The organism is Ruminiclostridium papyrosolvens DSM 2782 (assembly GCF_029318685.1).
In the GTDB taxonomy this organism is placed as follows: Bacteria; Bacillota; Clostridia; order Acetivibrionales; family DSM-1351; genus Ruminiclostridium; species Ruminiclostridium papyrosolvens.
The window spans coordinates 4,756,073-4,781,552 of sequence record NZ_CP119677.1 but is presented as its reverse complement, the minus strand read 5'-3'; the positions used below and the strand labels follow the sequence as shown (position 1 = coordinate 4,781,552).

At 36.6% G+C, this 25,480-nt stretch carries 23 protein-coding genes and 2 tRNA genes; 20 read left to right on the top strand and 5 right to left on the bottom strand.

Translation table 11 applies throughout. From position 1 onward, the window contains the following. Nucleotides 1–33: 33 nt before the first annotated feature. The 11 genes from P0092_RS20945 to P0092_RS20895 all read left to right on the top strand — a co-directional run bounded on the left by P0092_RS20945 (nt 34) and on the right by P0092_RS20895 (nt 7,895). Complete coding sequence (locus P0092_RS20945; protein WP_004618383.1) at nt 34–795, top strand: exodeoxyribonuclease III; 762 nt, start codon at nt 34–36, stop codon at nt 793–795. Nucleotides 796–1,054: 259 nt separating this feature from the next. Further along, on the top strand, nt 1,055–1,474 hold the full coding sequence (locus P0092_RS20940) for a Mini-ribonuclease 3 (RefSeq protein ID WP_004618385.1): 420 nt from the start codon (nt 1,055–1,057) through the stop codon (nt 1,472–1,474). 31 nt (nt 1,475–1,505) lie between these two features. Then, complete coding sequence (gene rlmB / locus P0092_RS20935) at nt 1,506–2,465, top strand: 23S rRNA (guanosine(2251)-2'-O)-methyltransferase RlmB (RefSeq protein WP_004618387.1); 960 nt, start codon at nt 1,506–1,508, stop codon at nt 2,463–2,465. 180 nt (nt 2,466–2,645) lie between these two features. Beyond that, nucleotides 2,646–3,290, top strand: a complete 645-nt coding sequence (sigH, locus tag P0092_RS20930) for an RNA polymerase sporulation sigma factor SigH (protein WP_004618389.1) — start codon at nt 2,646–2,648, stop codon at nt 3,288–3,290. Between the two features lie 83 nt (nt 3,291–3,373). Then, nucleotides 3,374–3,447, top strand: a tRNA-Gly gene (locus P0092_RS20925). Nucleotides 3,448–3,453: 6 nt separating this feature from the next. Continuing rightward, a tRNA-Thr gene (locus P0092_RS20920) sits at nt 3,454–3,529 on the top strand. 170 nt (nt 3,530–3,699) lie between these two features. Further along, nucleotides 3,700–4,086: a VOC family protein gene (locus P0092_RS20915; protein WP_004618390.1), complete on the top strand. Its 387-nt coding sequence runs from the start codon at nt 3,700–3,702 to the stop codon at nt 4,084–4,086. Nucleotides 4,087–4,165: 79 nt separating this feature from the next. Then, on the top strand, nt 4,166–4,993 hold the full coding sequence (locus tag P0092_RS20910) for a DUF2971 domain-containing protein (RefSeq protein WP_004618393.1): 828 nt from the start codon (nt 4,166–4,168) through the stop codon (nt 4,991–4,993). A 479-nt stretch (nt 4,994–5,472) separates the two neighbouring features. Further along, nucleotides 5,473–6,549, top strand: a complete 1,077-nt coding sequence (locus tag P0092_RS20905) for a Fic family protein (RefSeq protein ID WP_338054744.1) — start codon at nt 5,473–5,475, stop codon at nt 6,547–6,549. Nucleotides 6,550–6,747: 198 nt separating this feature from the next. Continuing rightward, complete coding sequence (locus tag P0092_RS20900; protein WP_004618397.1) at nt 6,748–7,095, top strand: hypothetical protein; 348 nt, start codon at nt 6,748–6,750, stop codon at nt 7,093–7,095. A 119-nt stretch (nt 7,096–7,214) separates the two neighbouring features. Next, entirely contained in the window at nt 7,215–7,895 is a 681-nt protein-coding gene (locus P0092_RS20895) for a DinB family protein (RefSeq protein WP_004618399.1), read from the top strand. Nucleotide 7,896: 1 nt separating this feature from the next. Here P0092_RS20895 and P0092_RS20890 read toward each other — a convergent pair whose 3' ends face one another. Together P0092_RS20890 and P0092_RS20885 are read right to left on the bottom strand one after the other, a co-directional pair. Further along, on the bottom strand, nt 7,897–8,274 hold the full coding sequence (locus P0092_RS20890) for a hypothetical protein (RefSeq protein WP_004618400.1): 378 nt from the start codon (nt 8,272–8,274) through the stop codon (nt 7,897–7,899). Between the two features lie 130 nt (nt 8,275–8,404). Beyond that, nucleotides 8,405–8,701, bottom strand: coding sequence for a hypothetical protein (locus tag P0092_RS20885; protein ID WP_004618402.1), 297 nt, complete (start codon nt 8,699–8,701; stop codon nt 8,405–8,407). Between the two features lie 344 nt (nt 8,702–9,045). Here P0092_RS20885 and P0092_RS20880 point away from each other — a divergent pair, with 344 nt between their 5' ends. After that, nucleotides 9,046–9,933, top strand: coding sequence for a hypothetical protein (locus P0092_RS20880; protein WP_004618404.1), 888 nt, complete (start codon nt 9,046–9,048; stop codon nt 9,931–9,933). A 50-nt stretch (nt 9,934–9,983) separates the two neighbouring features. On the opposite strand, the gene P0092_RS20875 is transcribed toward P0092_RS20880, so the two are convergent. Further along, nucleotides 9,984–12,020, bottom strand: a complete 2,037-nt coding sequence (locus tag P0092_RS20875) for a methyl-accepting chemotaxis protein (RefSeq protein ID WP_004618405.1) — start codon at nt 12,018–12,020, stop codon at nt 9,984–9,986. Nucleotides 12,021–12,280: 260 nt separating this feature from the next. On the opposite strand from P0092_RS20875, the gene P0092_RS20870 reads away from it, so the two are divergent. Together P0092_RS20870 and P0092_RS20865 are read left to right on the top strand one after the other, a co-directional pair. Further along, complete coding sequence (locus P0092_RS20870; protein ID WP_004618407.1) at nt 12,281–13,558, top strand: C45 family autoproteolytic acyltransferase/hydrolase; 1,278 nt, start codon at nt 12,281–12,283, stop codon at nt 13,556–13,558. Between the two features lie 141 nt (nt 13,559–13,699). Then, nucleotides 13,700–14,242, top strand: a complete 543-nt coding sequence (locus tag P0092_RS20865) for a biotin transporter BioY (RefSeq protein WP_004618410.1) — start codon at nt 13,700–13,702, stop codon at nt 14,240–14,242. Between the two features lie 126 nt (nt 14,243–14,368). Here the strand turns inward: P0092_RS20865 and abc-f are convergent, their stop codons facing one another. Next, the gene (gene abc-f, locus P0092_RS20860; protein WP_004618411.1) at nt 14,369–15,856 is read right to left on the bottom strand and encodes a ribosomal protection-like ABC-F family protein; all 1,488 of its coding nucleotides are present in this window, start codon (nt 15,854–15,856) and stop codon (nt 14,369–14,371) included. 394 nt (nt 15,857–16,250) lie between these two features. On the opposite strand from abc-f, the gene P0092_RS20855 reads away from it, so the two are divergent. Continuing rightward, nucleotides 16,251–17,798: a dockerin type I repeat-containing protein gene (locus P0092_RS20855; protein WP_004618414.1), complete on the top strand. Its 1,548-nt coding sequence runs from the start codon at nt 16,251–16,253 to the stop codon at nt 17,796–17,798. Nucleotides 17,799–17,802: 4 nt separating this feature from the next. Here P0092_RS20855 and P0092_RS20850 read toward each other — a convergent pair whose 3' ends face one another. Then, nucleotides 17,803–18,774, bottom strand: a complete 972-nt coding sequence (locus P0092_RS20850) for an alpha/beta hydrolase (protein ID WP_004618416.1) — start codon at nt 18,772–18,774, stop codon at nt 17,803–17,805. 338 nt (nt 18,775–19,112) lie between these two features. Between P0092_RS20850 and P0092_RS20845 the strand changes: the two genes are divergently transcribed. From P0092_RS20845 to P0092_RS20825, 5 genes are all read left to right on the top strand, one after another. After that, nucleotides 19,113–19,805 carry a GTP pyrophosphokinase gene (locus P0092_RS20845; protein WP_004618418.1) on the top strand — a complete coding sequence of 231 codons (693 nt, stop codon included), beginning with the start codon at nt 19,113–19,115 and terminating at the stop codon, nt 19,803–19,805. Between the two features lie 146 nt (nt 19,806–19,951). Then, the gene (locus P0092_RS20840) at nt 19,952–20,515 is read left to right on the top strand and encodes a sigma-70 family RNA polymerase sigma factor (RefSeq protein WP_276187016.1); all 564 of its coding nucleotides are present in this window, start codon (nt 19,952–19,954) and stop codon (nt 20,513–20,515) included. A gap of 1 nt (nt 20,516) precedes the next feature. Further along, nucleotides 20,517–21,893 (top strand): hypothetical protein, encoded by a 1,377-nt coding sequence (locus P0092_RS20835; RefSeq protein WP_004618421.1) that lies wholly within the window; start codon nt 20,517–20,519, stop codon nt 21,891–21,893. A 337-nt stretch (nt 21,894–22,230) separates the two neighbouring features. Then, nucleotides 22,231–24,438, top strand: coding sequence for a methyl-accepting chemotaxis protein (locus tag P0092_RS20830; RefSeq protein ID WP_004618423.1), 2,208 nt, complete (start codon nt 22,231–22,233; stop codon nt 24,436–24,438). Between the two features lie 174 nt (nt 24,439–24,612). Further along, a complete protein-coding gene (locus P0092_RS20825; protein WP_004618425.1) occupies nt 24,613–25,392 on the top strand; it encodes an N-acetylmuramoyl-L-alanine amidase family protein in 780 nt (259 codons plus the stop codon). Nucleotides 25,393–25,480 lie beyond the last annotated feature (88 nt).

The following is a 25,480-nucleotide window of genomic DNA, read 5'->3' as shown; positions in this document are numbered from 1 at the left end:
ATTTAATTTATTTTACAACAGGAGAAAATACTTATGACAAAGCTAGTTTCATGGAATGTCAATGGACTAAGGTCGTGTATTGGCAAGGGCTTTTGGGATTTTTTCAAAGAGGTGGATGCGGATATATTCTGCGTTCAGGAAACAAAGCTTCAGGAAGGGCAGCTTGAACTGGAGATTGAAGGTTATGAACATTATTGGAATTATGCTGTTAAAAAAGGATACTCGGGCACGGCTATTTTCACAAAAATAAAGCCTGTATCGTCTTCCTGCGGAATCGGTATAGAGGAACATGACAATGAGGGAAGGGTTATAACTCTGGAATTTGAAGAGTTCTTTCTTGTAAATGTGTATACACCAAATTCCAAGAGAGAGCTTGAAAGACTGGAATACCGCATGAAGTGGGAAGATGATTTCAGGGAGTACCTGAAGCAGCTGGAGCAAACAAAACCTGTTATTATTTGCGGAGACATGAATGTTGCCCATCAGGAAATAGATTTAAAGAATCCGCGTTCAAATAAGAGAAGTGCCGGTTTTACCATGGAAGAGAGAGAGAAATTCTCCCAGCTTCTGGAGCATGGGTTTGTGGATACTTTCAGGATGTTATATCCCGACAAAACAGGAGCTTACACATGGTGGTCATATATGTTCAAATCCAGAGAAAAGAATGCAGGTTGGAGAATAGACTATTTCTGCGTATCGGGAGCATTAAAGGATAGAATTGAAGCTGCTGAAATATACTCTGACACTATGGGTTCAGATCATTGTCCTGTAGGATTGACAATTAAGTGTGAATAATTCAGTAATTTATCCCGTGCTTATTCACATGGTGGATAAGCCTATTTTAAACATATACACAGATTTATACACATTATCCACAGAAAAACATGTCCACAACATAAACACAATGTGGATAACGTGTTAAATATACTCTCATTACGTTATAACTGTGGATAAGTAAGGGTAAATTAATGACAGATAAAAATTGTTTTAACATATGCTACTTTCGTGTATAATAAATATGCATAAAAAGGCATATTAGAGTTGGAGAAAATGAATGTTTGAAGAAACTATACAAAACATGCGCAAAGATTTTGATATTAAACCGATGGACGTGATGAATCTGCAGCCATTGGTTTTAGCTTATATAGGGGATGCGGTTTATGAAGTTTATATACGCACTATGCTTGTTGTAAACAACAAGTCAAATGTAAATATGCTTCATAAGATGTCTGTCAAGTATGTTAAAGCAAAATCGCAGGCAGATATAGTTCACCGTGTTAATGACAGACTGACTGCGGACGAGCAGGATATTGTCAGACGGGGCCGTAATGCCAAATCAGCAACTGTTCCAAAACATGCCGATGTTACAGATTACAGGTATTCTACGGGCTTTGAGGCATTGATAGGATATTTATACCTGATGAATAACTATGAGCGGCTTATGGAAATTTTAAGGTTGGCAATTGAAGAATAATAAATAACGATGAAAGCGTGGATTTAAGAATATGGCAGAATCAAGAAACAGAAGACCCGGCAATGCCCGTTATGATAGAAAGGGCCCCACTTCTGACTTTGGAAGGAAGAATTTTTCGTCAGACAGTAAAAAACGCGGGGGAAAGCCTGAGGAACGCAAGGGTTTCAAGAGTGAACCTGCAAAGAGGACAACCTATGCTGCACCTGTAAAAGATACAGAATTCGAAAATATTGAAAAAGAAAATGCTGTACCCGAGGAAAATGACAAGCTTGAGGGAAGAAACTCCATAATGGAAGCTCTTAAAGCCAACAGGACAATAAACAAGCTGTTTATAGCCAAGGGTGAAAAAGAGGGCTCCATTCGCCAGATTATTGCTATGGCAAGACAAAAAGGAATTATTACTACTGAGGTTGACAAAAGCATACTTGACGGAATGTCTTCAACCAGATCCCATCAGGGAGTTATTGCTTATGTTGCAGTAAAGGATTATGTGGAGGTAGACGATATTCTTGCAGCTGCTCAGGAGAAGGGCGAGCCTCCGTTTATTATTATTTTGGATGAGATTTCTGACCCGCACAATTTCGGTGCAATACTGAGAACTGCCAATGCAGTTGGAGCTCACGGAGTAATTATTCCTAAGAGAAGGGCTATAGGACTTACTTCCACAGTTTCAAAGGCATCAGCAGGAGCGGTTGAGTACGTACCTGTATCCAGAGTAACAAATATTTCCCAAACTATAGAATATCTCAAGAAAAATAATGTATGGGTTGTGGGAACTGATTCTACAGGAGAAAAAGCTTTTTACGAAAGCGACTTGAAAGGCCCAATGGCCCTTGTTGTGGGCAGTGAAGGCGAAGGAATGGGCAAACTTGTAAGAGAGAAATGTGATTTTGTTGTTAATATCCCTATGAAGGGCGAAATCAGCTCATTAAATGCATCTGTTGCAGCAGCTATAGTTATGTATGAGATATTAAAGCAAAGAGGTAAATAAACCCTATAAGGCTTGGTAATGGATTATTTTCGTAGGGCTTGAGGGAGCCGGATATATTCGGTAAAGTAAAGTAACTTGACATATAGGGTGTAGACACTTATAATTTAAAATGAGTGTCTATATCTTTATTTAGTTGTAATTCTTACCATACTTATGTAAGCCAAAATGGGGGCAAGTGTATTGAAAACAAACTTAAAGGCTGAAGTCTATCAAACATATTCTGGTATGGTTGACGAAGATGTAATATTAGAGGCTAGAGCAGGTGATCAACAAGCTCTTGAATACCTTATTAACAAGTACAAAAGCTTTGTTAGGGCAAAAGCCAGAACATACTTCTTGATAGGTGCTGACAGAGAAGACATTATTCAGGAAGGAATGATTGGACTTTTTAAGGCTATCCGTGATTATAAAGGGGACAAGCTTTCATCCTTCAGAGCATTTGCAGAACTCTGTATTACCAGACAAATAATTACGGCTATTAAAACTGCTACCAGACAAAAACATATTCCGTTAAATTCATATGTGTCTTTGAACAAACCCATTTTTGACGAAGAATCCGACCGTACTTTGATGGATATAATCAGTGAGGAAAGTATAAGTGACCCCGAAGAACTGATTATAAACAGGGAAGAATTCCGTGGGATAGAAAATAAGATGGGCGAGATTTTGAGTTCTCTTGAATGGGAAGTTTTGACTTCATACTTGGATGGTAAGTCCTATCAGGAGATTGCCGAAGATTTGGACAGGCATGTAAAATCTATCGACAATGCGTTACAGCGTGTAAAACGTAAATTGGAGAAATATCTAGAAGAACAGAAAGCCTAATTTGGTTAAATTGGCGTTTTCAGTACTGGACTATATAGTCCATAACATGCTATAATACGTTCGTTCTAGTGTCCCGCACGTATGCGGGTGTAGTTCAATGGTAGAACATCAGCTTCCCAAGCTGACAGCGTGGGTTCGATTCCCATCACCCGCTCCAATATATGCTCCCATAGCTCAGTTGGCAGAGCGCATCCATGGTAAGGATGAGGTCATCGGTCCGATTCCGATTGGGAGCTCCAAAAAGAAATACCTTCGACAAAAGTCGGAGGTATTTCTTTTTGTGTGCTCTGGCGGGCAGAACCTGCGAAGCAAAACCGGCACGGAAGAGGTTTTTATTAATCGTTGTTTTTTATTCTCAAAGATATTAGAATTATTGTAGTTATATACATTGGGTCTGTGAGGGTGAAATATGAAAAATTATAATCAAGTTTATGTGAAAAATAGTTTTGAAGCGGCAGAAATGTATTGCAAAGCTTTTGGTGCAGAAATCACATTTGAAGTGAGAAATGAGGATAAAACTGCTTATGCACACTGTGAATTATCTGTAGATGGTGAAGGATTTTTAGCATTAAGTGAAGCGGCTAACCCTTGTGACATAAACATAGTCCACAAAATGAAATGGGAAACTATGACGTTTAATGTTTTTGAGATGGGAAGCGAAGAGGCGGTTTGTAATGCCTTTAATATTTTAAGTAATGGCGGTGTTATTATTCATCCCATTCAGGAAGTTCCATGGAGCAAATGTTGTGCGACTGTTATAGATAAATTTGGAGTGTGTTGGTGGATTGCAATTTGATAAAGCTACTACAAAAGTGTAGAAAACAGGCCTTTAAAATCAGCTCCGAAAATAAAGCAAATTTATGAGTGAGGTTTTTATGGAAAGATCATTTAGAGATATTTCAACGCCCAATGAACTTGTAAGATATCTTGATGATTCAGCAGAAAGATTAAAGAATAGCGGGTATATATACCATTACACGACACTGCCTGTACTTATTAAAATGCTAAAAAGCAAAAAATGGCATCTTGCTAATGCTAAAAATATGAATGACCGCTTAGAGTACGACAATGGTGATAAGAAGAGGTGGAGGAACATTTTCTTTAGTAGTTTTATGACTGAAGACAAGGAAAGTATTGGAATGTGGAGTATGTACGCTCAACCGTGGGAAAAAGGTATTAAAATTTCAATTCCTTCATCTATAGCTAGAAAGTGGATTAAAAGGATAGATGTATTGCATGAAGTATCAATGGCAAACTATGAAATTACAGGCTATACATTTGGATTAGAAAAAGAACAACTAAAACTTTCTTCCGTGGCATATTGCAATACTGATAGTCTAACAAAAAAAGACATTAATGAAAAACTTTGCTGGAGTAATGTTTCAAATAAAATTCTACATGATGCTGCCCATGATATTACCTTGACAGGATATATTAAAGATATGGCTTGGTCATATGAAAAAGAAATAAGGATTAAAACAGAATTTAATAATATGTATGGTTTTGAAAGAGTTGCTATAGATTTGCCGGATGAGGTTGTTGATTCTATGACAATAACGGCTAGCCCATTATTTGAGGGAGTACTGATTAATGAGATTGAACAGGAAATAGAACGTCAATTAACAACTGATCATAGTTTATTTACAGGTCGACTAAACATAAAAACAATCTGCCAGTCATGTGAGCTGAAAAAAGAAAGATAATGACAAATTAACAAGCCATTGGGCAGTTATTACTCCGAGTCTTTACCAGCCTGCTGTTTCTAAAAACAGAATATTGTTGTTAAGCTCAGCTTATGACCAATACATTAACTTGGAAGATTCCAATGAGTTATGGGCAAAGTGGGGAAAACCGCGAAGAAATATATATAATTGCGGACACTCAGGCATTGTACTTTTGAGAAATAAGATAAGAAAAGATTCGTTGGAGTTTATTAATAGCAAACTGCAGGTTGGTGATACTGGTGATACCTACACGCACTTGTTTTAATTTGCTCTGATAAGTCTAGAATAAGAAATTTAATACACTCATTAAATAGTTAATTTACTCATTTTCAAAAGTTGTGACTAAATTAACTTACTCACTTAAACTAAATTGTGTAAATTAATTTATGCATGTAATATAAAAATGATTACATTTATGATAGAATGGAAATAATACAGAATAATTGGTAAATATTGATTTGAGATTATTTAAATGGGGTGAGAAGATAATGATGTCCTTTAGAAATGAGAAGATAAAAAAAATGAGTGTCCCTATGAATATTGTAAGGACTATTAGTAAAATTAATGAATATAAAGGGAAGCAAGATTTATATTATCAGCAATCTCCAGAAATTATTAAAACATTAAAGGAAGTTGCTATTATCCAAAGTACCAGGGCATCAAATAGTATAGAAGGCATTGTAATTAATGATAAGAGACTCCAAGACATAATGAATCAAAAAGTAAAGCCACAGAGTAGGTCGGAAGAAGAAATTGCTGGCTATAGAGATGTGCTTTCTACTATACATTCCTCAAGCGACTCAATTCCCATAACTTCATCAGTTATAAGACAATTACATAGGGATTTATATAAGTTCTCTCCCATTGATGGCGGTTCTTGGAAGAACGGAGACAATATTATTCAAGAATCCTTACCCTCTGGAGAAAGGAGAGTAAGATTTAGGCCTGTATCTGCTTTCCAAACACCGCATGCTATAGATGAACTATGTAGTTATTTTAATGACCCTACTTATAAAAATGAAGTAGAGCCGTTAATCTTAATTTGTACATTTATTTTTGATTTTTTATGTATCCATCCATTCGATGATGGCAATGGCAGAATGGCAAGACTCTTAACCCTTCTGTTATTATATAAATCTGGTTATGAAGTAGGTCGGTTTATTAGTATTGAGAAGATTATTGAAGAAAGTAAAGAATCATATTATGAGACGCTTGAAAAATCCTCACAATTCTGGCATGAAGAGGAACATGACTTGTTTCCGTGGTTAGAATATATGCTTGGAGTTATTATTGCTGCTTTTAAAGAATTTGAGTCACGAGTTGGTACGATTGATGATTCGAGAGGCAATAAGGGCGGAAGAGTAATAGAGGCTATAGAACATTTCGTCAGCGACTTTTCCAAAGCCGATATTAGAAAAGCCTGCCCAGATGTAGGTGATTCAACTATTAATAGAGCTTTAGATAAGTTAAAAAAAGAAGGAGTAATTAAGCGCATAACTGCAGGTCGTGATGCCCAGTGGAGAAAGATAAAATAATATGTGGGTATTCACGAATGAAAATAAAAGATATTCTGTGAAAAACGCCTTATCAGTGATGGATAGGCGTTTTTTCGTATAAAAATATTTATTTTCTAAGTTTCCGTACTATTATGCTATAATTAGCTAATATGGAATTTAATTCAAACAATATTGGTGATAAAAGTGACAATCAAAAAATATTAGGGAGGATTATTCATGGATAAATTGATTAAACTATTGGCTCCCTTCGGTGTTATGGGAATAGTTTTCATAGTAGCACTTACTTCAGCAATGGCTGCAGGCCTTGTAGTAGTGGTTGCATTTGCCGCTGGAATGGCAGCACTCGGTCCCGGTGGCATGATAGGGGGAGTGATAGCACTTGGAGTTGTTGGAATTGTTGCCAAATTAGCTATAGATTATGTCTATGACAGATTTGCAATTGCAATTGTGAAAGAATATTTAAAAACTAAGTCCAAAGATGAAATGTGGAGTGAAATTTCTAAAAAAAAGTTTGTTTTCAATCATATAAAATTAAAAATTAAAGGTTACATTGACAGAGCATAGCCTATTAAGTGCCGCAGATACGAGTATGAGACTTGAAATAAAAAATACCAGTATATAAAATAGTAATAATATATAATTTTTTAGAACTCTTATGTGGGAAACTAATAAGGTGGTCAAAAATGGATAAAAAAGCATGGGGATTGCAACAGAATTTATTAAGAAGCATAATTTTAAAATCGGATAAATTTGATGAGGCTATTGAATTATGTCTGAATCAACATGAAATGGTGCACTCTTCTGAGGTGTCACAAAGAAATATTACAACATTTGAAGATGAATTGTGGCAGGGATTAGATGAGGCAACATTTCGGGCTATGTCAGCAAGTGACAATTGTACTATTGCATGGAGTATATGGCATTCAACAAGAATAGAAGACATAACAATGAATATATTGGTGGCGGATGCAGCTCAAGTAATCAGTAACGGAAAATGGACTCAAAAAATGAACAACGTAACTTGCGATACCGGGAACGCCATGACGCCCGAAGAAATTGTTCACTTTAGTAATAATATAAATATGAATGAGCTGCGTAAATATAGAATTGCAGTAGGAAAAAGGACTCGTGAGATTATCAAGGATTTTAAACCTGAGGATTTAAAAAGAAAAATAGAAAAGAACAGGCTGAAGAGGGTTATAGATGAAGGTGCCGTATTGGACGTTGACGGTGCAAATTGGTTAATAGATTTTTGGGGTAGGAAAAACACAGCAGGCATTTTATTGATGCCTGTAACTCGTCATCATATGGTGCATCTAAATGAGTCCTTACGAATAAAAAAAGCGGTCGGACGGCACATATAGCCTATACTCTTTTCCTGTTTTTTATTGCACAAATTAAGTTTATAATAATAATGACAATTGAAAGTAAAAATACTGCAGATAAAAACTGCATGATAGGCTCAGGGAATCTTCTTAATCCCAATAATGCTGTAACTAGCGAGATTGCTAACAAAGTCAAACCAACTTTTAAGGTACAAAGGTTTTTAATTTTTTGGAATAAAGGCATGTTGTCGAAGATAATTAATAAAATACCCAAAATCAGATTCATAAAAATTACAAACCAGATTATAAATGAATCTGCATGAAAAAAACTGTCAAGACATATTATTTGTAATGCCTTTAAGATTAATATCATAATACAGCCTGTTGAAATAAGTAATGCCCCACTAAGAGTTTTCATAATTATGTAGTCCTTTATTTGCAATTTACATATTTAGTATACGTATACAAATTATAACATAATACGAAACTATAATATATAAGAAAATCCCACAGGCATTAGTAACCTGAAGGATTTATTGCTAACTGCTTCATCTCCTCAAAAAATTAAAAAGCCTTCGACAGTCGAAAAAACCTTGCTTGTAAAAGAAAACCTGATTGTCCACGGATAGTTTTCCGTTTAAGCAGTCAAGCTGCAAAACCAGTTCAAAAGTCTCAGAAGGCAATAAATTCGCCAGCTTCTTCAAGATGTCCTGATACTTATCAGAGAATTCCATGTAGGCAGCAGAATTTGTGAAATCATCGCCCAAATTATCAATTCTGCTGTCCATACAAGATTGAATGAAAGTCTCCCTGCCCATAAAATCATCGTCATTGTTATAAATCATATATTCCCCTCCAAAGAAAAAATGGAGGGAAAATTAAAAAGTGCGGATAGGTGTGACCCTACACGCACTTGTTTTATTGCAAAAAGAAGCAAAACCAAGTATAATAAAAACTGGTTGCTGTGGTGGACGAAAGTCCATACGTGTTGGTGCTCTATCACCTGCATGAGTTTCTAAGTGCGTCAACACTTAGAAATCACGGCAACTATTTAATTTTCCCTAAAAAGATTATATCTATTATGGGAGAATTTTGCAACAAGTTTATAATATGAATTTTATATGGTTATAAATGCAGGGAGTGTATTATAATGGTAATTATAATACGTGGGAAGTTGAGGTAAAACATAATGGTAAAAATGAAAAAGTACATTATATTACTTCTGATGTTTGTTATGTTTATATTTAGCTATAGTACAGTCAATGCAGATTCAGGACCAAAACCCACACTGGAGATAACAGTTATAAATCCCGAGGACAGCAGCTACTATCTGGACCTTCTTGGCAAAGAAGGGGAGTATGGATACTTTGAGGAAACAGACGGTAACGAAAAATACGACAATATGCATGACCAGCCTATTTATAAGTATAACAAGGATGGCTGGAAAGCTATACATATGAGAACTTGGTTGCTTAATGGTAAACTCACGGGAGACCCAGCAGAAAAAGACAAAAACGGGAAAGTCCTTACAATGAAACATTCATTTGGTTATGTGGGTGTTCCGCAAAAATTCAAAATAATAATCCAGAAGTCTGATGGGACAATACAGGTATCTGATATTATCAGAAATGGGTATTTCAATGCCCATGTAAAATATGATATGAAGACCAATCAGGTTTTGTCTGTAAGCGGAAATATACTTAGAAACGGCGCAAAATTGGGTAAGGAGTTCTTAAAGGACTATTTAGTAAGGCTGCTGTTAACCCTGATAATAGAGGTGTTTTTGGCCATTCCGTTCTTCTATAGCAAACCCAAGAGATTAGTGCTTATTGCAGTAGTGAATATCATAACTCAGACATTTCTTACAATTGCCATGTTATTTAACTATCCTTTTATGAGTAACATGCCTTTTAATACAGGATATCTTGCAGTCTTGGCTATAGGAGAAGTTCTGGTGTTTTTAGCAGAGTATTTGATTTATGTTAAACTGTTCGGAAAAGAAGAAAAGATACAAATCGCAGCGTACACCCTTATTGCCAATGCTGTATCAATTGCAGCCGGATTCATTATGTTATAAAAATAAAAGGCTACAGGCAAAATTGCCCGTAGCCTTTATTAAATGATTATTTACAGTTGAAAATTCTTGATTAGACCCGATAACTCTTCTGACATTTCTGCCATTGCCTTTGAAGCGGAGACGATTTCTTCTGTTAAAGCAATCTGCTCTTCACTGGCTGCCGATACTCCTTCGGCATTAGCGGCAAACTCATGGCTTGTATTGTTTATTTCCTGCATTGTTTGATCAAAGTCACGGCTGCTTTCAGTCATTATTTTTACGCTTTCGGTGACATTAGCTACTATGTCCTTCAGTTGTTCTGCTTGTCCGTAAATCACGGAGTAAGTATTACCATTTTCCGTAATGGCTTGTACACTAGTATTTACAGATTTTATACTGCTATCCATTTTAGTAACGGCTGTGTCAACTCCGCTTTTTACTTCTACAATCAGCTTTGCTATCCTGCCGCTGGCATCGGCAGATTCTTCCGCAAGTTTTCTGATTTCATCGGCAACTACGCTGAAGCCTCTGCCTGCTTCTCCCGCTCTTGCCGCTTCAATCGCTGCATTCAAGGCAAGTAAGTTGGTCTGTTCAGCTATGCCGGTAATTAACTCAATAATCTGTCCTATTTGATTGGAAGTGTTCCCCAGATTGAAAATAACCTTTGAAACACCTTCTGCATCCTCTTTAAGATTATTGATGCTGTCAATAGATTCCTTTGCGGTCTTGCTTCCTCTTGCAATATCATCTATCATATGCACAGTAGTTTTTTGCATAGTATTTGTACTTGAATTTACTTCATTGATTTGGTCGATTAAATTTCTCAGATTTGACAACGCCGAGTTAATATTCGCCGATTGCTCTTCCGCACCCGTTGAAATACCAAGAATTGTGTTGCCTACATCCTCGGCCGCCGTACCAACCTGCTCACCGGATGCATACAATTCCTGACTGGATGCAGCCACTTTGTCAGATGTTTCGGCTATCTGAGTTATTATTGTTTTAAAGTTATTAATCATAGAGGAGAAAGCATTTGCCAGCATTCCAAGCTCATCCTTCCTTTTAAGAGAAGCTTCTGGAATATAAACTGTCAAATCGCCTTTTGCCAAGAGTTCTGCTTGATTGGCAGCTGCAAGAATAGGTTTTGTTATTTTTCTGGTTAACAGATAAATAATAATTGGTGCCAGTATAATACTTATTAGAATGACTCCCAATAATATTAATTTTAGATTATTTGTCATTTCCATGTATGCTGAAACCGGCTTGTAGGATAGTATATACATGCCGAACTTGTCACTGCTGCTGTAGGCGGCAATATATTCAGTTCCGTTCAGAGTAAATTTACCAATACCTGATTTGCCGGATTTAATTGTTTTATAAAAATCCTGTAATCCCGTTGACTTTTCCTGAAAATTTAAAGATAAAACTTGTTTTTTATCCATGGATGAAATAACAAGTCCTTCAGAATTTAAAATCAGCGTTTTAAAATCATTATTAGACGAATTACTATCAATGATATTTTTGGAGACATTGTTCAATTCTATAGCCATTGATAAAGTACCAAGGTGTTTATCATTGTTCTTTATTGGAGTTACTATTGTAATAACAGGACGTCCGGTAGTAGGTGATGCTTTAGCAGGGCGTATGAGGAGCTTATCGGTACTTCCGATTTCTTTATTTTCCCAACCCACAGAGTTACCACCGATACCATCAGCTATATCTTTGTTTTTGTACATTAAGAATATATTTTCAAAAAGCCCGTTTGCCAGGTTGAAATTATCCTGCAAATTTTTTGAAATCTTCTGAACATCAGTGCCGCTTGGATTAGTAGAATTGACAGTGGCTTCGGTTAGAGGTTCAACTATAGCGGGTTGCATTGAAATTGACTGTGCCTGTTTTTCTAAATCAGATAAGGCCAATTCAATTTGGTTTGTCTTTTCAACAGAAATGTGTAATAACGAATTACTGGCGGAGTTACCCAAATACTTTTCGGAGAAATAACTGGCTATGAACAAACTTATCAGCATAGGTATTAACATACACAGGACACATACTGTAAATATTTTCCGACTCAGACCCCTGAATCTGATAGCATCTTTGATACGCATTTATTACCTCCTGTAAATTGAAAGAATACTATTTACAATTCGACAAAATCGCCTAAAACCCTTCATGGTTTACAAGATTATTTAACGTAACCACCTCTAAAATTCAACTTTAAAAAGTACCTTGGAACGGTTCTTTTGCCAAAATAAAAACTCCTGCACTTAAAGCTGTTATAAGGATACCTGTTTAAATATATGAAAAAAGCAAGAAGTACCAAATACATGTTATAATATTACAAAAATGGTTACACAAGGAGGAAAGTATGAGAAGAAAACTATTATATCTATTGTCGGTTATTGTTTTGGTAACTGGATTGAATTTGGGCGCAGTTACAATAAATGCAGCAGACAATATTCAAAGGGTTACTATCACTGATAAGGGTTCACATTATGAAGTAATACTGAATTTTAAAGGTGAGAAATCCCATGAAAAAATGGGAAGGGAATACGGCTCCCAAATTTTAAAAGCAAATCCCAAATATGAGGCCCTTGTAGATTCATATTTGGCAGAAATCACTATGAATGATGAAGTATATAATGCAATGCTGAAAAGGGTAAATGACATTATACCTCAAATTGACAAATACTATGTTGATGAAATAAAAGGGCTTGCGTCAAATTTTACAGGAAAGAATGAGAATGTAAGAGGGGACGGCAAACTCTCAACAGGCGAGATGTTTTTAATGAATTTATGTCCTGATGTAGTGAGGCCTTCACAGTGCTGTGCTGCGGGCGTATATGGTGACAAAACTGAAAAGAATGATAACTTAAGCATGAGAATATTGGATTGGCATGCAGGGTCTGAAAATCAACTGGTAAAGATACAATCAGTAGTTACATATAAGAATTCCGATAAGTCAATATGTACCATAGGATACTTGGGCTATATGGGATGTATATCGGCATTCAACGATAATAAGGTATTTGGTGCAATTCTGGATTCCGGTACAGGAAAAGAATACACTTCTGAGAACAAGCGTTCATATCCCTTTGACTTAAGACATGCACTGGAAAACTACACTACACTCAACGGGGTTGCAGCTTATCTAAAATCCCCTGTAAGAAACTATACATATGGCCATTTGATATTTTTAAGTGACTCTACAGTATCAAAGGTATTGGAAAACAATATAAGCGGAAAAGAGAACAGTTTAAGAGAGGTCAGAACCGGAAAGTCAGAATTAAACAGAGGAATTTCATGGGATATTGATAACGCAATAGGCTCTGTGAATTCGTTTATGCTAAAGGGGAATTTAGATAACCACTCCGATAATCCGTCTAATACAAATAGACTTGCCAGCATGAAAAAAGTAATAAAGGAACAAGGTAAAAAGTTTACCTTTGACAACATGAAAGCAGTAGCAGCATATTATCAAGGTGATAAACCCGGACTTCAGAAGGACGGAGACTTATATAATACCACAACCCAGCAGATAATTGTGTTCGAACCTTCAATATCCAGATACGAAGTATTTTTCAAGCCTTTGTCAGAAGATTTGCCCAAAGTTCCGGTCTTTGAGAAAATACCTGTTTTATTTTAATTAAATATAGCTCTTCGGATTAATTACAAAAGCTATTGTCAACCAATAAAAAATTTTGGTTGACAATAGCTTTTGTTAAATATATACTCTTATTACCAAGTAATAAATATAATAAGAGAAAAGGGTTTTGAAAGGAGAGCTATGGAAAATAAAATTAACATACGTCAAATTACAATTATAGGGGTCATAACGGCTGTAATCTGTATTTTAGGACCATTATCCATACCCATAGGTGTAGTGCCCATTAGCTTTACAAACCTTGCAATATATTTTGCCCTTTATACCCTTGGAATGAAAAAAGGAACTCTCAGCTACATAGTTTATATGCTGATAGGATTGGTAGGTATTCCTGTGTTTTCGGGGTTTTCAGGAGGTATGACAAAACTTGTTGGCCCAACAGGAGGGTATATAATAGGGTTTATTTTTATGGCACTGATAGGCGGCTGGGTTATAGACCGGTTTTGGGATAAATGGTACTTAGCTTTATTAGGCCTTGTGGCGGGTACGGCAGTTTGCTACCTGTTTGGCTCAGTATGGTTGGCATATCAGGCACATATGTCTTTGGGAGCAGCATTTTCGGCTGGTGTAATTCCTTTTATTCCGGGAGATATAGTGAAAATGCTGATAGCTGTTCTTGCAGGACCTCAGATTCGAAGAGGCTTGATTAAGGCTAATTTAATATAGGCAGAACTTTAAAAGTGTCTGTTGCATAGTTTATTTTTCTTAACCTGTACGCGAGTATAAAGTGTATCAATGGAAGCAAGCATTAATACACTTTATACGGAAGTACAGGTATTAATCAAAAAACGTTTACAGCTGAACAATCTTTGTAGCAATATTATTGCAAAACTCAATATCATGTTCTACAAAAAAAATAGTGGGTTGATGCTCCAACAGCAGGTCTTCAATCTGCATACGTGAAATAACGTCAATAAAATTCAGCGGTTCGTCCCATATATGCAAGTGAGCCTTATCACAAAGGCTTTTAGCAATTAAGACTTTTTTCTTTTGTCCTCCGCTGAAATCAGAAATATCTTTTTCAAACTGTATTCTTGAGAAATCAAGCTTACGTAAAATAGCCTTGAAAAGGCTTTCGTCAATCTCGTTGGCTGTGGCATACTCCTTTAAATTTCCGTAAAGATGTGCCGTATTCTGGGACACGTAAGAAATCCGCAGCTGGTTTGATTTCCTGAAAGTTCCGGTATAATTAATGTCTTCACCGCAGATAAGCTTAATAATACTTGATTTGCCTGAACCGTTTTTACCTGTCAGGGCTATTCTGTCCCCTTGCTCTATGGTAAAAGTCACGTCATGGCAAGCTGTTTTATCTCCATAAAAAACAGAGACATTTTCCAATTCAACAAGTCTGTCTGTGTGAAAACTCAGTTGTGAAATTTTTAGTTTTTCAGAGCTTTCAATATTCTTTAGCAGCTTGGATTTATCCTCGATAGCCGATTGCTGTCTTTCTTGTATGGACTTTGAACGGCTCATCATTTTTTTTGCTTTAGCTCCCTGATATGGCCTGCGTCCTATATTTTTTTCAGTGATGGCAGGGTCAAAGCCAATCTTTTTGGCTTCTGCTTTATTAGACCAATCGGCTGTTCGCTTTGCAGCCTCTGACAGTCTTTTGATATCTTTTTTTAGCTTATCGTTTTCTGCCAGTTCATAGCTATCCTGCAGTTCTTTGTTTGCCCACCAGGAAGAAAAATCTCCCTTCTGAATTTCAATATCTGTTTTATTTATTGAAAGAACATGGTCAATACAATTATCAAGGAAAGCCCTGTCATGTGAAACCAAAATAAAACCATGCTTTGTTCGAAGATAATCGCTGACAACTTTTCTGGCATCTATATCCAGATGGTTTGTAGGCTCATCAATAAGCAAAAAACTGTTCTCTTTGAGAAAAAGTGCTGCAAGCATAACCTTTGTCTGCTCTCCGTTAGACAGAGTACTAAAAGGCCTGTATAAAACATCCTCGTCAACCTCCAATAGCGACAGTTCACGCATAACCTCCCATAGAACATAATTGGGAAAGATTTCTTCTATAACATCTATGGTATTGTTTTCCTTGTTTTTAACCTCGTAAGGGAAATACTCAAAGGGAGCTTTTGATGAAATACTACCGCTGTATTCATACTTGCCCAACAGGAGATTGAGGAAGGTAGTTTTTCCCCTGCCATTTCTCCCGGTAAAGCCCAGCTTCCAGTCAGTATCTATCTGGAAGCTTACATTTTCAAATATATTATCATAACTGCCGTCATAGGCAAAAGTCAGATTAGTAACGTTAATTAAAGACATAAAAATATCCTCCTATGCAAAAAATATGAGCTGCAAAAAAGTTAAATTTTTTGCAGCTCATAAAAATACAACAAGGACCCGTCTTCCGAGGACGGGGATTAAAGGATATATGGAATGAGCCGAAAAAATAAATAACTTTCTTGCGTACACAACAAAACAAGGGATTACTCCCAAAAAAATATTGTTTGGTTATGCTTTAAATCAGCAAGAAATATTACTTCATCTTTCCAACTCCAATCATCTGTTTGTAAATAATATATCACACCAGCAGGCGTAATTCAATAAATAAACAACTTTAAAGGATAAATTGCACTGAAAATAGAATATGTAAATAAATACATTTAATGTATACGAAACAAAGAATTAACAAAATTGCAAAAAGGACGTGTATATCATGAAAAAAACAAGAAGGGTTCTTGTCTTTTTAACAATTCTCGCTCTTATCTGCTCTGTCACAAGTAATATTTCCATATCCAATGCTGCTGCATCGGATATTTATGGAGATTTGAACGGCGACGGCAGTGTTGACGGTCTAGACCTCGCAGCATTTAAAATTTATTTGTTGGATAACGAAAAAGGATTCCCGGGAGGCGACCGCTTTAGGTATGCCGATTTAAACGGGGATGGGGCTGTTGATGTTCTGGATTATGCTTTGTTGAAAAGCTATTTACTTGGACTAATTAGCAAATTTCCCGTGGAATCTATCAGCAATGTTAAAATCCCTTGGGACTGGGCAGGAATTATAGGTACGGGACAAAGCCTTGCGGTCGGTGCGGAAGGAAATCCTCCGGTTACGACCCAACAGCCCTTTAACAACCTGAAGCTTTCACTGGAAAAGGTTAATTTTCCTCCATTTGACCCAGATAATAGCCTGTTCAGGATGATTCCTCTGGTTGAGCCTGTGAGGGAGTACGGCTATTACTACGGAGGTGCATACCCGGGGAACATATTCGGAGAAACGCCACATACAGCAATGGCTAACCAAATCACAGCTCTGGTAAGAAATGCTTCGGGAAAAGACTATGTTTCAGTACATACTGCCATTGGCGAAACAGGACAGGGTATTGATGCCCTCAGTAAAGGTGCACCCGAAACCACTTATTCAGGACGTGCATATACAGCTACTATATTTGAAGTCCAAGCAATAAAACGCCTTGCACAACAGGCTGGCAAAACCTATGGAGTAGGTGCTGTTATAATGACACATGGTGAGAGGGATGCAGGCAACACAAACTATGAAAATGAGCTCCGTAAATTATGGGCAGACTACAATGAGGATATTAAGGCTATCACAGGACAGACACAGAATATACCCATGTTCATTGTTCAGCAGAACTCCTGCGGAAGTGTGGGAACTGCCACATCTACACTGATACAATGGAAGGCAGGCTTGGATTATCCCGGCGACATGGTCTGCGTAGGGCCAAACTATCAAAGAGAATATGCCGTTGACGGAGTCCATCTGACAGCAAACGGATATCAGCATTTAGGAGAGCAGTATGCCAAGGTTTATTACGAAAGAGTAGTCCGTGGACATGATTGGCAGCCTCTACAGCCTACAAGGGTAGAGAAAAGCGGAAATGTTATAACAGTGAAGTTCCATGTGCCGGTAGGGCCACTGGTTTGGGATACTACGCTACCTGAGCCAAATCAAAGCACCCTGACAGAATGGAAAAACGGAAAAGGCTTTGAAGTATACACACAAAGTAAGAGAATAACCATACAATCAGTTGAAATAACAGGTGATTCCGTGAAAATAACCTGTGACGGAGATGTGCCGTCAACGGGAGTCAAGGTGGGATACGCTTTGACAGCCGGAACAAAGAGAACAGGAGGCACATGCAGGTGGGGACTTCTGAAGGATTCAGACCCCCTTGTGGGATATAACAGCGGGAAACCGCTTCCAAACTTCTGCGTGTCATTTGAAATGGAAGTACCTTAAAGGATTATTTGTTAATGTATTTTTCTGTGAAATCCTTTACCTTGGCAATATAACCGTCGGGGTCTGCATCTAATGCAGCTCCGTGGCCGGCACCGGGGACGATGAAAAGCTCTTTTTCACTTCTGCACGCCTCAAACAACTGGTTTACCATACTGGTAGGAACGAATTCATCATTACCGCCGTGAATAAAAAGTGTAGGGGTCTTGCTTTTTTTTACCTGATTAAGAGCGGAAGCTTCCTCAAAAGTAAACCCTGCCTTTATTTTGGTAATAAGACTAGTGACATTAAGCAGAGGGAAAGACGGAAGATGATATATCCTTGACATTTGATAGGAGAGTTCATCCTTCACCGAGGTATAGGCACAGTCAGATACAATGGCCTTTACATTGGAGGGGAGGTTCTCTCCGCCGGTCATGAGAACCGTTGCTCCTCCCATGGAGACCCCATGAAGAACTATATTGGTATCAGGGCCTGTTTTTTTAATGACGAAATCAATCCATTTCAAATAATCCTTTCTGTCTACCCAGCCAAATCCTATGTAATTTCCTTCGCTGCTGCCGTGGCCTCTGCTGTCAGGCATAAGAACGTTATAACCCAACATATTATACAGCTTGGCATATAAACCCATCCACAGCCCCTTTGAGGAATAACCGTGAGACAATATAACTGTATTCACGGATGGGGATTCCGCGCTGATATAGTATCCCTGCAGGTTCAGCCCGTCAAAAGATACAATACCAACTGTCTCATAGGCTTGTTTGCTCAACCAGTCAACATCATCTGTAAATTCTGATGACGTTTTTTTAAGTTCAATTTCAGTGGTTACCATAACGGACTTTTTAAGAGCTGCATCTTCAGCCAAAAATGTTTTTTTTGTGCGGGCAACCGAAAGATCATAAAAATAAAAACCGGCAGCCAGAACCGCAACAAAAGCCAATAATAAAATTATAATACCTGCTTTTACAAAAATTTTCATGGATATCTCCCGCCATATCTCCACCGATATCAGATAAATTTATTATTAAGTGATTAAAATTATGATGAAAAATTATTAAAATTAGTATACATAATTATACCCCGAAATAACTGAAAAGTGCAATAAACATACCTTTCCAGTTATAGCAAGGAAATAAGGGCAGCTAGAAAAAACTTCCTGAGTAGAAAAACATTTAGTTTATTTAAAAATATTCATATATTTTTCATACTTATTTTACTTTGTACCGATATAATATATGTAGAGACAGTTTTGACTGTCAAATGTACGCATGGTATAGGTAACTAGCCTATCGAATACAAAGGAGAGTACAATTAAGCATGATAATGAAAAAAACCGCAACTATCAGCTCCTTAAACGGTTTGGAACAATTATTTACCGGAGAAGATATTGGCAGCCTTAAAAAATCTTTTTTTGAGATGCAGCATTTGTATCAATCAGCGATACGTGAGGTAAGTACAAAATTAGAAATTCTTGATGATGAGTTTCAGGTTATACATAAAAGGAACCCTATACATCATATGCAAAGCCGTATAAAATCAATAAACAGTATTTTTGGAAAGCTAAGCAGAAGAGAGCATGAGATAAGTCTGGATTCGGCTAAAGAAAACCTTAATGATATCGCCGGAATAAGAGTGGTATGTTATTATATTGATGATATATATATGATTGCAAAAATGCTTACACAGCAGGATGATATTGTTTTGCTGCGAGTAACAGACTATATTCAAAACCCAAAAGAGAATGGCTATCGAAGCTTGCATCTTGTTGTATCAGTTCCTGTATTTTTCTCTGACAGGAAGGAAATAGTACCTGTAGAGATACAAATAAGAACAATGGCGATGGATTTCTGGGCCAGTCTTGAGCATCAGCTTAGATATAAAACCAATGATACCGTACCGCTTTCAGTTGCACATGAACTTCAGGAATGCGCAGATACTATAGCAAAAACAGATCTTAAAATGCAAAGCATTTATAAATCAATAGAAGAATTAAACAAGGGTGATTTATAGAAATACTGATATCAAAAGAGATGAAGCAGCTCATTATAGGGCTGCTTTTTTTATAGAATAATTTTAAAGGTTTTGTGTCAGATTTTAAATAGTAGCTGCGAACTAATAAGTGAACCGGTTTCAATTTCGAAGGGAAGGTACAGGATTTGGATAAAAAAATACTGGATTTATTAAAAAACAAACCTGAAAAGGGTCTGGAGAAGCTCATTGACACTTATTCAGGTCTGGTTTATACAATTATATATAACAAGCTGAGTCAATGCTTTTCAATAGAGGACATAGAAGAATGTGTCAGCTCGGTTTTCTATGAGGTATATCAAAACAGAAGTGTAATAGACCTTAAAAAAGGAACCCTGAAGGCGTATATTGCTGTTCTTTCTAAACGCAGGGCAATAGATTTGTTTAGAAAAAATAGAAAGCATGTGACAAATCTTGTTTCGCTGGAAACACAAGATTTGGAAGATTATACTGCTGAAGATGAAATGGATGCCGAGACCAAAGATATGCTTATTCGAGCTATAAAGGCCTTGGGTGAACCTGATAGTGAAATATTTATCAGAAAATACTACCTTGGGCAGAATTCCAAGGAAATATCCGGACTGATGGGAATTAAACAAAATACAATAGACAAAAGACTGTCAAGAGGATTGTCCAAGCTAAGGACAATAGTGGGTAATATGGAAAAGCCCCAAGAAATGGAGGGAAAATAACATGGATAAAAAAATATTGAAGACATTAGATTTACTTGACATACAGGAAACAGACAAGCTCCTTGAAAAGGATTTAAGATTTAAACCGGATTCCAACAGCCTTGAAAGGATAAAAAAATCTACTTATTCAAAAGCAGGAATAGTGAGGCGGAAGCCTTTTGTAAACAGAGGTTTATCGGCCATAGCAGCAGCAGTGCTAATAATTGCAGTTTCAGTATTTTCAATAGGCTTTGACAATGTGGTAAATGCTATGGGGAGGCTGTTTGGATTTATACCGGGATACGGGATTACGGAAGATAACCAGAGTATTCAATATGTCATAGACGGACACGATATAAGTTCCGAAAACAGTCAGGCAATTCTTACAATAAACAGTGTCATTGCAACGAAGAATAATCTTTCTTTGAATTGCTATGTTAAGTTGAAGAATTTCCATGAGAAAAAGGACTTATCCAATATTGAAAAGGACATAAATACCGATAAAAACAGTTTAGTAATATCTGTAAACGGAAAAGAGTATCTTCCTTCAGGAAGCAGCATCGGAGGTGGAGGAAGAACAGAAGGTGTTTGGGCAGATTACCAAATAGAACAGGATAATTTAAGTACAAAAAATACCTATACATTTAACTATAAAAAATATAATCTTGCGGTACAGTTCAGGCTGAAAGTTCCCCAAGGCTATGACACTTTGGATGAGATAGGGCCGACAGTTACCAAAAACAATATATCTATAACAGCAGTATCCAGACTCCAAGACAATAAGCTTCTTGTAGAGCTGTACCCTGTTAACAAAAGCGGTCTGACAATATCTTCTTTTACCAGTCAGTACGGTGTGGGCTATGAAAAAAAGGATCTGATACTGGAAACAGACAAAACAAGTCATACTTATACACTTCCCGATGGGTTTATGGGTGTTAACAACAAATTCTATTTCAATGTGCTCCCACAAGAAAAAGACCTGACACTGAAAATACCTTATTTAATTGTAAAGAGTCAGGAGAAAATGAAAAAAGTTGCACTGAAAATACCGAAAGCAGGAGAACGGCTCACAATAAATAAAAGGGTGAAATTCAAGAATTCAACTATGATTATAAATGAAGTTGAAAAGATAGAAAACGGAAACCAAAACGGTGCTTTGAGAATACATTTTACATTTGAAAACCCGGATAAAAACATGCTAATGTTTAATGCAGAATTCAGAGAAGTGAATATTTTCGGTATGGAAAAGGGAGGGGGATACTCTACAAATCTCAAAGAAGGAATTCCACAGTCAATAGATTATAGTTTGGATGAACTGAAGGAGGGGGATGTGCTGAGACTTGGAATAAAAGATCCCGAATATATTCTTGTTGGTGAGTACAATTTAAAACTGAATTAACCTTGGTTGGAAAAAAATTCCTAGTGTTTACCTATAAAGTTACCATAAATTTTACAAAATATTTTACAATTATAAAAAATTTAGTAATTTTAGACAAAAAATTAATCTGACAAATTATCCGTAATTGTTAATATATGACTAAATGTACTTGATAAAATACCTTTGGTGAAGTATGATAGAAATGTAAAAAATATTGAGTATTCTGATATTTTTGGCTTTTTTGAATACTTCGCTAATGTTCCACATGTCATATTATGGAGTTATGACAACAGAGATAAAATAATTGTAGAAGACTTAAAATCGTTATAGTACAAGTTTAAATTGTGGAGGTAAGCATATGAAAATTAACATTATCGGTAAGAGAATCAAGTCATTTCTTTCTTTGGCTATATCGGCTGTGGTATCGACTGTAAAGAAATTGCTAAAGAAAAGGCCGATAGATAAACCAGGTAAAGCCAAAGGAACTATAGGTAACACGTTTTCGGGTAATTCTGCTTTTCTGAGAAGGTTCAGGATAAAGAATAGATTAATAATGTCCTTCAATTTACTTCTGATGGTTATGCTTTTAGTTACGGGTATATTTTCTTATACGAGCTCAACCAACACAATTGATAAAAATGTAAAAACTTATTCTTTAGAAACAATTGAACAGACAGGTGTAGTATTAAACAGTCAGATAAAAGCCATGGAAGGCTATATAAACGATATTGGTATGAGTACCGCAGTTCAAAAAATACTTAGCGACTATGAGTCAGGCGAACAATACGATAAGCTGACTAAAGACAGAGAATTAGCTTCAATTTTAGGTAATAAGTTCACCCTTGTTTCAGATGTATTAAACTGTACTTTTATGTATGGTGATAATTATTCTAAATCACAGGTATATACGGGTAACAACCTTGAAGTAAACAAAGAAAAAGCAATAAAACTGGCGGAAAATAAGCAGAAATGGGCTGAAATTGAAGTCACTGACAATGGAAAAGTCAAACCCTATATGGGTATTGTAGGTAGTGTGAAATCAACACTCTATGGCAAGGAGATTGCAAAGGTGGTTGTTATACCTAAGGTGAATTTTCTTGCAGACAGCTATAAAGATATGGACACCGGAAAAGATGACAATGGTAAGAGGTTTCCGATTTTAATAGTAGACTCAAAGGGGAATATCGTATCTTCAAGAGTGGAAGACAAGTATCCGTTAAACAAATCCAATGATGACTCCAAAAAACTGGCAGATAACATCACCAAGGCCTTAAAGGCCGGTGACAAGAGCGGACATATGGATTTGAAGATTGACGGAAGTAAAAGTTTGATTACATATACGTCAATAGTTGGTAAAGACTGGTATCTTGCATCAGTTGTACCTTATTCATACTTAAACCATGAAGCAAACAGCCTCAGAACCAAAACAATTATAATCGCAATTATTTGCTTCCTTATAGCTATAGTACTATGTAATGTAATAGCAAAAAGTGTATCCAAACCGTTGGAAAAGCTTACAGCTGCCATGAAGAAAGCAAAAGAAGGCGATTTGACAGGATTAATAAATGACAATGAAAACGACGAAATTTCTGATGTATGTAATAACTTTAATGAGATGATAACCAATATAAACAAGCTGGTAGCTAGTGTAAGGGGATCTTCGCAAGGAGTGCTCAATTCTGCGCAGCAGATAGCAACGGCCTCTGATACAGCCTATAGTTCTTCTGAACAGGTAGCCCTTACAATAGAGCAGATAGCAAAGGGTTCTACAGATCAGGCTGAAGAGATAAATGAAAGCGTAAGCCATATGGACAAACTTGCTGAAGGTATTGTATATGTTGAAGAGGATGTGTCCAAGGTTACATCAATTGCACATGAAATCAGCGGGTTGAACAAAACAGCGACGGAGACTATCAGAGAGCTTAACACTAAGTCAAGTCATGTAAGCAAAACTACGTCTAAAGTTTCTGATAACATTAATGATTTAAGTTCAAGTATGAAAGAAATACAAAAAATACTTAAAATGATGGTAAATATATCCGAGCAAACAAACCTTTTATCACTTAATGCTGCAATTGAAGCGGCGCGTGCAGGAGAGGCAGGCAGAGGCTTTGCAGTTGTAGCAAACGAAGTTAAGAAGCTGGCTGACCAGTCAAAAGAGTTTACCGGAAGTATCAACAGTATTATTGCTGATATTGAACAAAAAACAAATGATACTGTACAGGAAGTTCTTAAATCAAATGAGGTAGTAAGTGAACAGATAACTGCAGTAAATAATACTCAGGAATTGTTTAAAACTGTATTTAGTGCTATGGATGAAGTTATTCAAAATATTGAAAGAACTGAAAAATCAGTTGCGAATATAATGGTGTCTAAGGAAAAAGTAATGGAATCCATGGAGAATATTTCAGCTGTGGCTGAAGAATCAGCAGCTACCACTGAAGAAATCTCAGCCAGCACTCAAGAGCAGATGGCAGCGGCAGAGGATTTGTCAAATCATGCCAAGAACCTTAATGACCTGTCAGATGAGTTAAGAAGTCAGATTTCTAAATTTAAGACAGAGTAAGTTGTTAGAAATAAAATTGATAAATTAATATATAAAAACAAAGAACCAATCACTATTGTGATTGGTTCTTTGCTTAATGTGAAAATGACTGTTGTAATATCTTTTTTTATAATAAAATAAGATAAAAATACAAAAACTACTATGTATACTAAAAAAGAACAAGGAGTTTTTATTATGAGGAATATAAAATTATACCTAATAGCCTTAGCGGTTTCTGTAGCTTTAGGCTATGTTGTTGCCAGTCGTGCCGGAATAATTGAGCATACAATAAAGCAACCGGATAAAGAAGTTCAGACGGTTAGCAGTACTCCACTTAAAGACTTGACCGTATGTATTGACCCGGGACATGGCAAAAACACAGTGGACAAAAAACAAACTGACCCTATAGCTCCCGGTGCTAAAATTCAAAAAGCTGCAGTTGCCAGTGGTACAGTGGGTGTAGTAACAAAGGTAACAGAAGCAGACCTGAATCTGACCGTATCCAAAAAGCTCAGAGAATCCTTGGAAAAACAAGGTGCAAAAATAATTATGGTCAGGGAAACCGAGGTATGCGGACTTACAAATGTAGAACGGGCAAAACTCTGGAATTCCTCTAACGTGGACCTTACCATACGCATACACGGGAATGGTACTAATGACAGCAGTGTGTCCGGTGTACTTATGATGATACCCGGAAACAAGTATATAAAGGATACAGAGCTTCTGAAAAAGAGCAAAAAAGCAGGGGAACTTATTCTGGCAGGTGTACTGGAAAGCACAAAAGCCAAATCAAAAGGTATCCAAGAGACATCTGAAATGACAGGCTTTAATTGGTCAAAGGTACCTGTAATCCTTCTGGAAATGGGTTTTATGACTAACCCGGAGGAAGACAGGCTACTTAATACAGATGATTATCAGAACAAAATGGTAGCAGGTATTACAGAAGGGCTTATCAAATATGCAAAGGAAAAATAACTGACATATTTTTTGTTTTACAAATATTATATAATTTTGTACAATTATACTTACTAGGGTTTTAAAATCCCGGCTGCAGAAGGAGTGA